This is a genomic window from Aeromonas crassostreae, from assembly GCF_054052445.1.
Genome location: NZ_JBSTYM010000033.1, coordinates 14,148 through 27,205 on the forward strand (window position 1 = coordinate 14,148; position 13,058 = coordinate 27,205).

Annotated in this window: 10 protein-coding genes and 1 pseudogene; 5 read left to right on the forward strand and 6 right to left on the reverse strand. The window is 63.7% G+C overall.

The window, feature by feature from the left end:
* The first annotated feature begins 39 nt into the window (after positions 1 to 39).
* From ACW5W4_RS17595 to ACW5W4_RS17605, 3 genes are all read left to right on the forward strand, one after another.
* On the forward strand, positions 40 to 996 hold the full coding sequence (locus tag ACW5W4_RS17595) for a transposase (RefSeq protein WP_456690255.1): 957 nt from the start codon (positions 40 to 42) through the stop codon (positions 994 to 996).
* Positions 997 to 1,364: 368 nt separating this feature from the next.
* Positions 1,365 to 1,604 (forward strand): hypothetical protein, encoded by a 240-nt coding sequence (locus tag ACW5W4_RS17600; RefSeq protein WP_427263417.1) that lies wholly within the window; start codon positions 1,365 to 1,367, stop codon positions 1,602 to 1,604.
* 51 nt (positions 1,605 to 1,655) lie between these two features.
* Entirely contained in the window at positions 1,656 to 2,570 is a 915-nt protein-coding gene (locus ACW5W4_RS17605) for a Gfo/Idh/MocA family protein (protein WP_456690256.1), read from the forward strand.
* A gap of 120 nt (positions 2,571 to 2,690) precedes the next feature.
* Here ACW5W4_RS17605 and ACW5W4_RS17610 read toward each other — a convergent pair whose 3' ends face one another.
* From ACW5W4_RS17610 to ACW5W4_RS17620, 3 genes are all read right to left on the reverse strand, one after another.
* Positions 2,691 to 3,464 (reverse strand): DODA-type extradiol aromatic ring-opening family dioxygenase, encoded by a 774-nt coding sequence (locus ACW5W4_RS17610; protein WP_456690257.1) that lies wholly within the window; start codon positions 3,462 to 3,464, stop codon positions 2,691 to 2,693.
* 184 nt (positions 3,465 to 3,648) lie between these two features.
* Complete coding sequence (locus tag ACW5W4_RS17615) at positions 3,649 to 4,119, reverse strand: FKBP-type peptidyl-prolyl cis-trans isomerase (protein ID WP_456690258.1); 471 nt, start codon at positions 4,117 to 4,119, stop codon at positions 3,649 to 3,651.
* A gap of 595 nt (positions 4,120 to 4,714) precedes the next feature.
* The gene (locus ACW5W4_RS17620) at positions 4,715 to 5,869 is read right to left on the reverse strand and encodes a Na/Pi cotransporter family protein (RefSeq protein ID WP_456690259.1); all 1,155 of its coding nucleotides are present in this window, start codon (positions 5,867 to 5,869) and stop codon (positions 4,715 to 4,717) included.
* Between the two features lie 261 nt (positions 5,870 to 6,130).
* On the opposite strand from ACW5W4_RS17620, the gene ACW5W4_RS17625 reads away from it, so the two are divergent.
* A complete protein-coding gene (locus ACW5W4_RS17625; RefSeq protein WP_427263422.1) occupies positions 6,131 to 6,511 on the forward strand; it encodes a hypothetical protein in 381 nt (126 codons plus the stop codon).
* A gap of 81 nt (positions 6,512 to 6,592) precedes the next feature.
* Here the strand turns inward: ACW5W4_RS17625 and ACW5W4_RS17630 are convergent, their stop codons facing one another.
* The 3 genes and pseudogenes from ACW5W4_RS17630 to ACW5W4_RS17640 form a co-directional block, all read right to left on the reverse strand.
* Complete coding sequence (locus tag ACW5W4_RS17630) at positions 6,593 to 7,939, reverse strand: APC family permease (protein WP_427263423.1); 1,347 nt, start codon at positions 7,937 to 7,939, stop codon at positions 6,593 to 6,595.
* Positions 7,940 to 8,377: 438 nt separating this feature from the next.
* Entirely contained in the window at positions 8,378 to 9,655 is a 1,278-nt protein-coding gene (gabT, locus tag ACW5W4_RS17635; RefSeq protein WP_456690260.1) for a 4-aminobutyrate--2-oxoglutarate transaminase, read from the reverse strand.
* Positions 9,656 to 9,794: 139 nt separating this feature from the next.
* Positions 9,795 to 11,286: pseudogene (locus tag ACW5W4_RS17640) on the reverse strand (NAD-dependent succinate-semialdehyde dehydrogenase).
* Positions 11,287 to 11,608: 322 nt separating this feature from the next.
* Here ACW5W4_RS17640 and ACW5W4_RS17645 point away from each other — a divergent pair.
* Positions 11,609 to 12,886 (forward strand): NAD(P)/FAD-dependent oxidoreductase, encoded by a 1,278-nt coding sequence (locus ACW5W4_RS17645; protein ID WP_456690261.1) that lies wholly within the window; start codon positions 11,609 to 11,611, stop codon positions 12,884 to 12,886.
* The last annotated feature ends 172 nt before the right edge of the window (positions 12,887 to 13,058 follow it).

Here is a 13,058-nt window from a genome sequence, read left to right on the forward strand (position 1 = left end):
TGTACTTGGCTTGAGGTGTCACTGCCCAGGGGGTGAGCCATGACCATTGCCCGTTCACGTCAAATCAGTTTGCAGGATACGCCTTACTACCACGTGGTCAGCCGCTGTGTGCGGCGGGCTTTCCTGTGTGGGGAGGATGTCTATTCCGGCCAAAGTTACGAACATCGGCGCCAGTGGGTGGTCGACAAGCTGGGCCAACTGTCGCGACTGTTTGCCATCGGTGTTTGTGCTTATGCGGTGATGAGCAACCACTATCATCTGGTGCTCAAGGTGGAGCCCAATACTGCTGCCAGTTGGAGCGAGCGGGAGGTGGCCGAGCGCTGGGCAGCGTTGTTCCAATGGCCGCTGTTGGTGCGGCGTTGGTATCAGAGGGAATCCCTGCTTGAACCGGAAATAGCAGTCGTGCAACAGCTGATAGAGCAATGGCGTGAACGGCTGCACTCCATCAGCTGGTTTGTGCGGCTGCTCAATGAGACCCTGGCACGGCAGACCAATCGGGAAGATGGCTGCAAGGGGCATTTCTGGGAAGGGCGCTTCAAGAGTCAGGCCCTGCTCACCGAGTCAGCTCTGCTGGCCTGCATGGCGTACGTGGACCTTAATCCGATACGAGCGGCACTGGCAGACCGGCCCGAGCAGAGCGATTACACCAGCATCAAGCAGCGTCTGGATGAAACACCAGCAAGCGACGCCTTGCCTCCGCTATTGCTGCCATTTGCGGGTCAAAGCACACCTTATCCGGATGGTTTGCCCTATGCCTTCGCTGACTACCTGATGCTGGTTGATTGGACCGGACGCGCCATTCGAGCAGACAAGCAGGGCCATATTCCAGCCAGGCTCGCCCCCATACTGCGACGGCTGAACCTGGATGGTGCTGGTTGGTTGAAGCGGGTGGCACTGTTTCGACGGCAAGGGGTCAGAGTGGTGGGGGACAGGGAGCATTGCCAGCTATTTGCCCACCATTGCGGCCAGCAACGATGTCACCAGCCACAGCGTTGAATCGTCTGCTTTCGTTTCATATCAAACCGCAGCCGTGCAGTGAGTGCCGGGAATAGTATTGCTCTTCTCCACCTGAACCATCGCTACCCGAACAAGGTAACGACAGTGTCAACATGACGATGGCGTAGTACTTTGCCGCCATCCTTACCCCATCGCCCGTTATGTTATCGATAGCCAGCCTGGTGACGGCTTATCCAAAAAGATGGATGTCCTAATTAGTGACACTAATTAGTGGATGTCCTAATTAGTGCTCAGAAAGATGGCTGTCCCAATCAAGGGAGGGCTTTGCTATCTTGTGCTGCCGGATACGGCGGCAGCTGAGGGCGCATAGGCACACCTCCTCCGTCTTCTTTAGCAGGAGCAATCGGATGGCGATGAAGGCGAGATCGAGAAGAGAGAAAGTGGGCAGCGGCCTTGGACTGCTGCTTGGGATCATAGCGTTCAATCTGCTGGTGCCTTCCTTGTTTGAGCAGCAGGCGGGTTTTGATGGCAACCAGATGCTCTGGGCCGCCGTGATGGCGCTGATCTGCGCCGAGCTGGGGGCCAGAGTGGGCAAATGGCTCGATGCCAGAGAGCAGGCCAAGGGGTTGGCGAAAGAGGGGGAATAGCGTACATCGGATGTTATTCTGTCGCCCATTGCCCCATCACCAGGAGTTGATATGCGCATTGCCATGATTGGTCTGGGAGATATCGCCCAGAAAGCCTATTTGCCGTTGCTGGCAAGCGATGAGCGGGTCACCCCGCTGCTCTGCACCCGAAATCCGGTGGTATTGGATAAGCTGGCCCGCCAGTATCGGGTGGCCGAGTGTTTCACCGAGGTGGATGCCCTGCTGGCAAGCCGCCCCGATGCCGTGATGATCCATGCCGCCACCTCGGTGCACCGCACCTTGGCCGAGCAGTGCCTGCGCGCCGGGATCCCCACCTTTGTCGACAAGCCTCTGTGCGACAACCTGGGGGAGGCCGAGGGGCTCGCCAACCTCGCTCTGGCACAGGATTGCCCGCTGTTTGTCGGCTTCAATCGCCGTTATCTGCCCGCCCTGGTCGCCGCCCGAGCCCAGCCGCTCACCGAACTCAACTGGCAGAAGCACAGATTTGCCCTGCCGGGGCGGGCGCGGGATTTCATCTTTGACGACTTTATCCATGTGCTCGACAGCCTCTGCTTCTATGGCGGTGTGCCGGACGCAGAGGTGCAGGCGGTGCTGAGGCGAAGCGAGCAGGATGCCAGCCTGCTGGCCGGGGTGAGCGTGAGCTGGCAGAGCGGCGATCGCGCCATCAGTGGCAGCATGAACCGCAGCGCCGGCATCACGGAGGAGCGCATCGACGCCTACGGCGACAACCTGTCGCTCCATCTGGAAAACTGCACCCGGGGTACCCTGGCCCGGGATAAAACCGTGCAGACCCTGACGCCGGACGACTGGCAGCCTGTGCTGGCGAGCCGCGGCTTTGCCGCCATGCTGGCCCATTGGTATCAGCAGATAGAGAGTGGCAGGGCCGATGGTGCCCTGATCGAGAGCTACCTGCACGGCCACCGCCTCGCCGAGCAGCTGACGATGCGGGCTGAGGCCATCTGCTGACGGGCGGGAAGCATCACGAGCAGGAGGGGCCTTGGCCCCTCCTGCTTTTTGTTGGCGATGGCGGCGCCATCGCGTTTCCGATGGGCGCGAGCCCTCATGGCGCCGCACCATCCATCATCCTCACCCCTGGCCGAAGCGGTAGGATCCCATATAGAGGCTGCCATAGTCCCAGCTCTGGTGCAGCCGGGTTGGCCTGTCCATGGCCGCCGCGCCGAGCGCCACGAACAGCGGGCGCAGGTGATCGTCATGGGGATGGGAGGAGACGGCTCCCGGGGCGCGGGCCCGGTAATCCTCCAGGGCGGGGCGATCGCCCCGTGCCATGGCCTGCTCCAGCCAGTCGACGAACTCCTTGGCCCAGGGCGGGGGCGGCGAGCCATCTGGCCCCAGGGCCCCCAGGTTGTGGGTGATGGCCCCCGAGGCCAGGATGCCGATCCCCTGGGCGCGCAGGCCCTGCAGGGCTTCGCCCAGGCGCCACAGCTGGGCCGGGGTGAAGCTGGCCGGGATGGAGATCTGCACCAGGGGCGTCTCGCTGGCAGGATCCATCAAGGAGAGCGGCGACCAGACCCCGTGATCCAGCTCCCGGCGCACCGGCGTGGCATGCAGACCCGCCGCCGCCAGGCCGTCGCTCACCGCCTGCTGCAACCAGCCCGGACTGCTGGCGGGCCAGCGAATGCGGTAGAGGGGCTCGGGAAAACCGTAAAAGTCATACATGAGTGCCGGGGTGGGCTCGACGTTGACTTGCAACTCGCTGCGGCTGAACCAGTGGGCCGAGATCACCACCAACCCCTTGATGTCGCCGAGGCGCAATGTTGTTAGAAACTGGGTGGCGGGCTGGTCACGCAACACCAGATCGGGGGCGCCGTGAGAGATGAACCAGACGGGGGCGGTGGGCATGATGGGACTCCAGATAGGGGGACCGAGGCAATGGCACCATTATCTGCCCTGAGTGAGTGGTTAACAATCAAGCGATAGGTGAAAGCACTGTTCACTCTTGATTGATAGTGGCGATGGCATGGCATGGCAGGGGAGGGGCGACAAGGCCAGCACTGGGCTGGCCTCGGGGAATGACGGGGCTCGCTTATTGGATGGCGAGCAGCTCCACCTCGAAGATCAGCAGGGAGCCGGGCGGGATCTTGCCGGCGGCCCGATTGCCGTAGCCCAGTTTGGCCGGGATGAAGAAGCGAACCTTCTCGCCTACCGTCATCAGCTGCACCCCTTCGGTCCAGCCCGAGATCACCTGGTTGAGGCCAAACTCGATGGGCTCGCCGCGGGCGATGGAGCTGTCAAACACGGTGCCGTCCATCAGCTTGCCTTCATAGTGCACCTTGACCTTGCTGCTGGCACTCGGGTGCATGCCGCCCTGGCCCGGGGTCAGCACCTGATATTGCAGGCCGGACTCCGTGGTCACTATCCCCGCCTTGCTCTTGTTCTCGGCGAGGAAGAGATCGCCGGCGCGGATGTTCTCCTCGGCCAGCTTCTTGTTGTTGCTGCTGGAGTAGAAATAGAAGACCGCCAGGGCGATCAGGATGGCGATCAAAATGAACTTCATCGGGTTTCCCTCAAGTGAAATGAGAACGGGTGCCATGAGCTGGGCATCTTATCCCAGCCGGGGGCGAAGGGCGAGCCGGGCGGCGCCAGATGTGACAGGGCTGGCAAAGGGGGAGCGAACGACGCGTTCACTCCTCGGCATGCCATGAGCAGCCGGGCATCATCAGGGCCGTGACAGGGCTGGCAAAGGGGGAGCGAACGATGCGTTCACTCCTCGGCATGCCATAAGCAGCCGGGCATCATCAGGGCCGTGACAGGGCTGGCAAAGGGGGAGCGAACGACAGGTTCACACCTCCAGAGCGTCATCAGCCGGGCATCATCAGGGCTGTGACAGGGTTGGCAAAGGGGAGCGAATGGGTTGTTCGCTCCCCCGGGGGATGCTCTCCCACGATCAGCATCAAGGTGGGACAGGGCAGGCAAGGGGGCAACCCTATACCCGGCATGTCCTTATCTGCTGGCCATCATCGAGATGGGGCAGGGCAAGCAAGGGGGCAACCCATTCCCGGCTAGGTCCTTATCTGCTGGCCATCATCGAGATGGGGCAGGGCATGCAAGGGGGCAGTCCATTTCCGATTACCTCATTCCCGACTACGCCATTATCTGCTGGCCATCATCATGAGGGCGGGCAGGGCGAAGAAGAGGCCGCCGACGTAACCCAGGGCCAGCATCTTGTTCTCGCTGCCGACCCGGGCCAGCCACTCGGCGGCCTTGAGGGGCAGTTCGCGCAGGAAGGGCACCCCATAGATGAGCGCCACGGCAAACAGGTTGAACAGCACATGAACCAGGGCGATGGTCAGCGCCAGTTCGGCGCCGCTGCCGCCGATGGCGGTGGCCGCCAGCAGGGCCGTGATGGTGGTGCCTATGTTGGCGCCCAGGGTGAAGGGGTAGAGCTGGCGGGTGGTGAAGACACCGCCTCCCGCCAGGGGGATCATCAGGCTGGTGGTGGTGGAGGAGGACTGCACCATGATGGTGACCAGGGTGCCGGAGGCGATGCCGGTGAGGGGGCCGCGGCCCAGGGCCTTGTGCAGCAGCGCCTTGGCACGGCCGACCAGCACCTTTTGCAGCACCTTGCCCAGATAGGTGACCGAGCCCAGGATCAGCAGGATGCCGATGACGATGGTGGCCAGGGCGGGCCCCTTGCCGGGCAGGAAGGCGACGGCGCCATCGATGAGATCCATGGCCGGTGCCGTCAGCGGCTTCATGAAGTCCACCCCCTTCATCGACATGTCGGTGGAGCCGACCAGCAGATGGGAGAGGGCCTCGGCGCAGTGTTGCAGCAGGCCGAACATCAGCTCCAGGGGCAGGAAGATGAAGACCGCCATCAGATTGAAGAAGTCATGGACGGTGGCGGCGGCGAAGGCGCGACGGAACTCGGTTCTGTCGCGGATATGGCCCAGGGAGACGATGGTGTTGGTGATGGTGGTGCCGAGGTTGGCACCCATGATCATGGGCACCGCCATGGCCATCGGCAGGCCACCGGCCACCAGGCCGACGATCACCGAGGTGACGGTACTGGACGATTGCACCAGGGCGGTGGCCAGGATGCCGAGCAAGAGGGCGACGAAGGGATTGTTGGCGAAGGCGAAGATCTGGGCCGCCCCTTCGGCACCGCCTGAGAAGCTCTTGAAGCCGTGGGAGACGGCGCCAACGGCCACCAGTATGGTGTAAACCAGTGCGATCACGGTGAGCCAGTTGAACAGCGCCTTGTGGGTGGAAGTGCGCGGCTGTGGCAAGGATTGCGTCTGTTGCATATCGCCTCTTGGGGACGGTAATACCGTTCTGGGTTGAAGTAGACCCGCGCATTTAAGCAAGGCTCCATGACAGAAATATGACAAAGTGACGCTTTTGTGATGGTTTGATGACAGCATTTATTTGGCATCGCCAACGGACAAAAAGTGTCGGAGCCGGTGTCATTATTGCCTCATTTGCGGGGGCGCCCCACGCCGGACTTGCATTCGAGAGGTTGCGTTATATCCTGCCACTCCCTCCCCTTCTTCTACGAGAGTGATGTTATGCGTACATGGGTTCTGTGTCTTTCCCTGGGGCTGCTGTCTGCCGGCGCGCAAGCCAGCCTGCTCAAATCCGAGTGCACCCTCGACAAGGCTGTCAAGAACGAGGCCCTCAATGCGGCCGTGGGTGTCAAGGGCCGTTGCGACACCGACAAGCTGGTGAGCCAGCAGAAAGACAAAGCCAAGAAGGAAGTGAAGAAGAACACCACGGACGTGCTGGACAAGAAGACTGCCGGCCTCAAGGAGAGCAAGAACGATCTGAAGGCGACCCAGAACAAGGTCAACCAGACTGGTCAGCAGCTCAAGCAGACCCAGAAGGACGTCAAGGCGGTGGCGAAGGATCCGGTCAAGGCGGCCGCCACTGCGGTGGTCAACCAGCATTGATCGCCCGCCCGTACCGGGCCTTGAGTGAGATGCGAGAAGGGGAGCCATGGCTCCCCTTCTGTTTGATGGCGTGTCGCGGTCTCAGGCGTCCGTCGCTTCCTCGTACTGACGGAAGGGGATGCGAAACACCGCCAGACGCAGCAGCAGATAGGTGACGCCAAGGCCAGCCCAGATGAGGCCCAGCTCCAGGGAGCTCTGCTCCAGGTTGATCCACAGGGCCCCCAGGGTGGCGGCGCCCAGCAGGGGCAGCAGCAGGTAGATCAGGTGATCCTTGAGGCACTTGTTGCGCCGCTCGCGCACCCAGAACTGGGCGATCACCGACAGGTTGACGAAGGTGAAGGCCACGAGGGCACCGAAGTTGACCAGGGCCAGGGCCACGTCCAGATCGAAGGAGACGGCGGAGAGCGCCAGGGCCCCCACCAGCAGCACGTTGATGGCCGGTGTGCGCCAGGTGGGATGGACATAGCCAAACACCCGCTCCGGGATCATGCGATCCCGCCCCATCACGTAGAGGATGCGCGACACCCCGGCGTGGGCCGCCATGCCGGAGGCCAGCACGGCCACAGTGGTGCTGACCAGCACCACGCTCTGGAACAGCTTGCCGCCGACGTAGAGGGCGATCTCCGGCAGCACGGCATCGGGCTCCTTGAAGCGGGAGATGTCCGGGAAGTAGAGCTGCAGGAAGTAGGAGACCAGCACGAAGATGATGCCGCCGATGAGGGCGGTCAGCACGATGGCGCGGGGGATCACCTTGCCGGCATTGGGGGTCTCCTCACTGAGGGAGCTCAGGCCGTCGAACCCCAGGAAGGAGAAGCAGAGGATGGTGGCGCCGGTAAAGAGCGGCAGCAGTGCGGTGTGATCCGAGTAGAAGGGACGGCTGCTCAGCACAGTGCCTTCCCCTTCGCCGAAGTAGACGGCATGGGCCATCAGGGCCAGGAACACCAGTATGATGGCCACCTGCACCAGCACGATCAGGCCGTTGAAGTTGGCCACCAGGTTGATGCCCCGCAAGTTGAGCAGGGTCATCACGCTCACCAGGCCGAAGATGAAGATCCAGGGCTCCACCCCGGGGAACATGGCGGTCAGATAGATCTTGGCCAGCAGCATGTTGATCATCGGCATGAACATATAGTCGAGCAGGGAGGACCAGCCCACCATGAAGCCCACATAGGGGTGGAAGGTCTTCTGGGCATAGGTATAGGCGGATCCGGCGGAGGGATACTTGCGCACCAGGTGGCCGTAGCTGAACGCGGTGAACAGGATCCCGGCCAGGGCCAGCAGATAGGAGGTGGCGACATGGCCGCTGGTGATGTCGGAGACCATGGCAAAGGTGTCAAACACCGCCATGGGGGTCAGGTAGGCGAGGCCGATGACCACGACCTGCCACAGCTTGAGGCTCTTCTTGAGGCGAACAGGAGCGTTGGACATCAGCGCACCTCCCGCACGGCCACGAGGGCATTGCCATGGCGAGACGCCAGGGGGCTGAACGGGCAGCCACTCACGGGAGTGGTGCGGACGCTGGCAATCGCGTTGCCAAGGCGGACTCCGGCGAGCGGAGACGAAGTGAAAGAGAGCCCCATCTTGTTCCTCATAGCGGCATAAATTCATGGGTGGGTTCGCGCCATCTGTGCGTGCGACCCCGGGTATCATTTCCGGGAAAAAGGCCCGGCCTCGGATTGGTGGTAAAACAACAAAATGAAATAACCGACTTGGCAACCAAGTCGGTTATTTTAGCGGCGCGCATTTTGCCCCAGATGCGGGGGGATGACAAGCCATGGTCGCCCGGGATAATGGATATATCCACTTTGCGTTCAGGGACTTGCCCTGGGGCAAATACTCAGTCGAGCATCTGGGCTTGGACCTGGCTCATGCCAGGGCGGCGGCCAGGGCCTGCTCCAGGGCATCCAGCCCCTCGTCGATCAGCGCCGGGGCGGCGGTGAGGGGCGCCAGGAAGCGGATGACGTTGGCGCGCACCCCGCACGAGAGCAGCACCAGCCCCCGCTTGCCCGCCTCGGCCACCAGGCGCTTGGTGAGATCGGGATCGGGCTGGCCGGCATCGCGCCCCTTGACCAACTCCATGGCCACCATGGCCCCGGGGCCGCGGATGTCGCCGATGCAGTCGAACCGCTCGGCCAGCCGATGCAGCCGTGCCTTGAGCTGCTCCCCCTGGGCCAGGGCCCGCTGGTTGAGCTGCTCTTGCTCGATGACGTCCAGCACCGCCAGGGCGGCGGCGCAGGCGATGGGGGATCCCGCATAGGTGCCGCCGAGGCCCCCCGGCTTGGCGGCGTTCATCACCGCCGCCTTGCCCACCACGGCGGAGAGCGGGAAGCCGCCCGCCAGGCTCTTGGCCAGCGTCATGATGTCGGGCTCGATGCCGCTGTATTCGGTGGCGAAGGTCTTGCCGGTGCGACAGAAACCGCTCTGGATCTCGTCGCAGATGAGCAGGATGCCGTGCTGGTCGCAGATCTTGCGCAAGGCTTGCAGGAAGCTGGGGGAGGCGACATAGAAGCCCCCCTCACCCTGCACCGGCTCTATGATGATGGCGGCCACGCGGCCGGGCTCTATGTCGGCGCTGAAGCAGAGGTCCAGCGCCCCCAGGGCATCGGCCTCGCTCACCCCCAGGTAATCGCTCGGGAAGGGCAGGTGATAGACCTCCCCCGGGAAGGGGCCGAAACCGGTCTTGTAGGGCACCACCTTGCCGGTGAGCGCCATCCCCATCATGGTGCGGCCGTGAAAGCCCCCCTTGAAGGCGATGGTGCCGCTGCGGCCGGTGTGGGCGCGGGCAATCTTGATGGCGTTCTCCACCGCCTCGGCGCCGGTGGAGAGAAACAGGGTGCGCTTGGGGCTGGGGCCGGGCACCAGGGCATTGAGCCTCTCGGCCAGCTCGATATAGCCGGGGTAGGGGGTCACCTGAAAACAGGTGTGGCTGAACTTTTCCAGCTGTTCACGCACCGCCGCCACCACCTTGGGGTGGTTGTGGCCGGTGTTGAGCACGGCGATGCCGGAGGCAAAGTCGATGTAGCGGTTGCCCTCCACATCCCACAGCTCGGCGTTGTGCGCCTTGTCGATAAAGACCGGCATCAGGGTGCCGACGCCATTGACCACGGCCGCTTCGCGGCGCGCCTGCCAGGATTGGTTACTCATCTGAATGTCTCCCTGCGGGGCTTGCCCCGGCTAAACCTGGGCCGGCAGGCTGGATGCCGGCCCCCGTCCTTGGTGTTGTCCGCTCTTGCCGGCGAATGGTCGCCACAAGATTGAATTTAATGTCTCTTTATTTGTGTTTTTATGCAATCGAGCCGAAGCAGAGATACTTGGTTTCCAGGTACTCGTCGAGCCCTTCGGCCGCCCCTTCCCGCCCCAGCCCCGACTCCTTGATGCCGCCAAAGGGGGCCAGTTCGGTGGAGATGATCCCCTCGTTGATGCCGACCATGCCGTATTCGAGGCGCTCGGCGACCCGCCACACCCGGGCGATGTCGCGGCCATAGAAGTAGGCCGCCAGCCCATAGGGGGTGTCGTTGGCCAGGGCGATGGCCTCGTCCTCGGTCTCAAAGCGCACCAGGGGCGCGACCGGGCCGAAGATCTCCTCCTGCAGTATGGGGTTGTCGCCCCTGACCTCGGCCAAGATGGTCGGGCGGTAGAAGAGGGGACCGGCGTCATGGGCCTCGCCGCCGACCAGCACTTGTGCCCCGGCGGCCCTGGCCTGATCCACCAGGCTGGCGACCTTGTCGGCGGCAGCCTGATTGATGAGGGGGCCAATCTGGGTGCCTTCGCCAAGGCCGTCCCCCACCTTGAAGGCGCGCACGGCATCGGCCAGTCTGGCGGCGAAGGCATCATAGACGGAGGATTGCACCAGGATGCGGTTGGCACAGACGCAGGTCTGACCGGCGTTGCGGTACTTGGAGGCCAGGGCCCCCGCCACGGCGGCGTCGAGATCCGCATCGTCGAACACGATGAAGGGGGCATTGCCGCCGAGCTCGAGGGAGAGCCGCTTCATGGTGTCGGCGCACTGGCGCATCAACAGCTTGCCGATGCGGGTGGAGCCGGTGAAGGAGAGCTTGCGCACCAGGGGATTGGCGCAGAGCTCGTCCCCCACGGCGGCGGCCTGATGGGAGGTGACTATGTTGATCACCCCGGCCGGGATCCCGGCCTGCTCGGCCAGCTCCGCCAGGGCCAGGGCACACAGGGGCGTCTCGGCGGCAGGCTTGATGACGATGGTGCAACCGGCGGCCAGCGCCGGGCCCGCCTTGCGGGTGATCATGGCGATGGGGAAGTTCCAGGGGGTGATGGCGGCCACCACCCCGACCGGCTGCTTGATGGTGGCCAGACGGCGGTCGCCGCTGAAGCCGGGAATGGTGCGGCCATAGGCGCGCTTGCCCTCCTCGGCGAACCACTGGATGAAGCTGGCGCCGTAGGCGACCTCCCCCTTGGCCTCGGCCAGGGGCTTGCCCTGCTCCCGGGTCATCAGGCGTGCCAGCTCATCCTGGTGCGCCATGATGAGCTCATACCAGCGGCTGAGCCTGACGCCGCGCTCCTTGGCGGTGAGGGCGGCCCAGGCCGGCTGGGCGGCGTGGGGGGGGGGGCGGGGGGGGGGGGGGGGGGGCCGCCTCGATGGCGGCCTGGGCATCGGCGCCGTCCATGTCCGGCACCCGGGTGATGAGCTCCCCGGTGGCGGGGTTGCTGACCTCGAACTGGCGGCCGCTGTGGGCCTGACACCAGCGACCATCTATATAGGCAAGGGAGTGAGTCAGGGGGGCGAGCTGGGCTGTGTGTGACATGGGGGCCTCGGCGGTGGATTCAGGAGATCCCGGCCGGGGCGCAGGGCCCTGTCCGGTACATCAGGCTGTATAGAATAATAAGCACTGGATGACCATAATGGCCGTCGTTTTGTTTTTCAAGTGTTAAATACGGTTGCCCGGGGCGGTGATGGCGTGCTAGAAGTGGTGCCAGGGACATCAATTGCGGGCTTGGGTGTGCAAAATAATGAACGGGTTGGGTGATTGGCCTGGTTCGCTCGGCGCCCCTGCTGCCCCCGGGAAGCGGCCAGGCAAGGCCCTTCTCGCCACTCATCAAGTCAAGCCGTGTGAGGATAGAGGGATCATGACCGAACATGTGAAGAGTTACTACGCCGCCAGTGCCAACCAGCATGCGCCTTTCCCCACCCTGGATGAGCAGCTCGAATGCGATGTCTGCGTCATAGGGGCGGGTTACACCGGCCTCTCCAGCGCCCTGCACCTGGTGGAGAAGGGCTACAAGGTGGTGGTGCTGGAGGCGGCCAGGGTCGGCTTTGGCGCCAGCGGTCGCAACGGCGGCCAGATAGTCAACTCCTACAGCCGCGACATCGACACCATAGAGGCGAGCTGCCCGCCGGATCAGGCCAGGCTGCTCGGCTCCATGCTGTTTGAAGGGGGCAACATCATCCGCGAGCGCATCCAGCGCTACAACATCCAGTGCGATCTACAGCAGGGCGGGGTCTTCGCCGCCGAGACCGAGAAGCAGCTGCACGAGCTCAAGGCCCAATACGCCCGCTGGCAGCGGTGGGGCAACGACCAGCTGGAACTGCTCGATAGGGACGGGGTGCGCGAGGTGGTGGCGAGCGATCGCTACGTCGGCGCCCTGCTCGACAAGCGTGGCGGCCACATTCACCCCCTCAACCTGGCGCTGGGGGAGGCGGAAGCCATCCGCATGCAGGGGGGCAAGATCTTCGAGCAGTCCGCCGTCACCAGCATCACCCCGGGCCAGAGCGCCCTGGTGAAAACCGCCAAGGGGGCGGTCAAGGCGCGTTTCGTGGTGGTGGCCGGCAACGCCTATCTCGGCAACCTGGTGCCCGAGCTCGCCGGCAAGAGCATGCCCTGCGGCACCCAGGTGATCGCCACCGAGGTGCTGGGGGAGGAGCGGGCCCGCGCCCTGCTGCCGCAAAACTACTGCCTGGAGGATTGCAACTACCTGCTCGACTACTACCGCACCACCGGCGATCACCGTCTGCTCTATGGCGGCGGCGTCGTCTATGGGGCGCGGGATCCGGCGGACATAGCGCGGCTGATCATCCCCAAGATGCTGAAAACCTTCCCGCAACTGGCGGACGTCAAGGTGGAGTACACCTGGACCGGCAACTTCCTGCTCACCCTGTCGCGGCTGCCCCAGTTTGGCCGCATCGGCCACAACCTCTATTACATGCAGGGCTACAGCGGCCACGGCGTGACCTGTACCCATCTGGCGGGCAAGCTGCTCTCCGAGGTGCTGAGCGGCCAGGCGGAGCGTTTCGATGCCTTTGCCAAACTGCCACATTACCCCTTCCCGGGCGGCCGCCTGTTTCGTATCCCCTTCACCGCCGCCGGCGCCGCCTGGTACACCCTGCGCGATCGCCTGGGGGTATAAGCCGGCTCTTCTTTGGCTACCCAACAACCAAGGCCACCCCGGGGTGGCCTTGGTTTTTTGATGGTTTCTCAAGGCGGTTGTGGCGAATCGGGCTTGAACGCGGCGCTCAAAAAGGTGGGTGTCCCAAATTTTCTGCCTTCGCGAAGCTCCCCCACTACCCCTTCCCGGGGGG

Coding starts and splice junctions, on each gene's coding strand:
- ACW5W4_RS17595 (WP_456690255.1), top strand. CDS start 40: ATGACCATTGCCCGTTCACGTCAAATCAGTTTGCAGGATACGCCTTAC.
- ACW5W4_RS17600 (WP_427263417.1), top strand. CDS start 1,365: ATGGCGATGAAGGCGAGATCGAGAAGAGAGAAAGTGGGCAGCGGCCTT.
- ACW5W4_RS17605 (WP_456690256.1), top strand. CDS start 1,656: ATGCGCATTGCCATGATTGGTCTGGGAGATATCGCCCAGAAAGCCTAT.
- ACW5W4_RS17610 (WP_456690257.1), bottom strand. CDS start 3,464: ATGCCCACCGCCCCCGTCTGGTTCATCTCTCACGGCGCCCCCGATCTG.
- ACW5W4_RS17615 (WP_456690258.1), bottom strand. CDS start 4,119: ATGAAGTTCATTTTGATCGCCATCCTGATCGCCCTGGCGGTCTTCTAT.
- ACW5W4_RS17620 (WP_456690259.1), bottom strand. CDS start 5,869: ATGCAACAGACGCAATCCTTGCCACAGCCGCGCACTTCCACCCACAAG.
- ACW5W4_RS17625 (WP_427263422.1), top strand. CDS start 6,131: ATGCGTACATGGGTTCTGTGTCTTTCCCTGGGGCTGCTGTCTGCCGGC.
- ACW5W4_RS17630 (WP_427263423.1), bottom strand. CDS start 7,939: ATGTCCAACGCTCCTGTTCGCCTCAAGAAGAGCCTCAAGCTGTGGCAG.
- gabT (WP_456690260.1), bottom strand. CDS start 9,655: ATGAGTAACCAATCCTGGCAGGCGCGCCGCGAAGCGGCCGTGGTCAAT.
- ACW5W4_RS17645 (WP_456690261.1), top strand. CDS start 11,609: ATGACCGAACATGTGAAGAGTTACTACGCCGCCAGTGCCAACCAGCAT.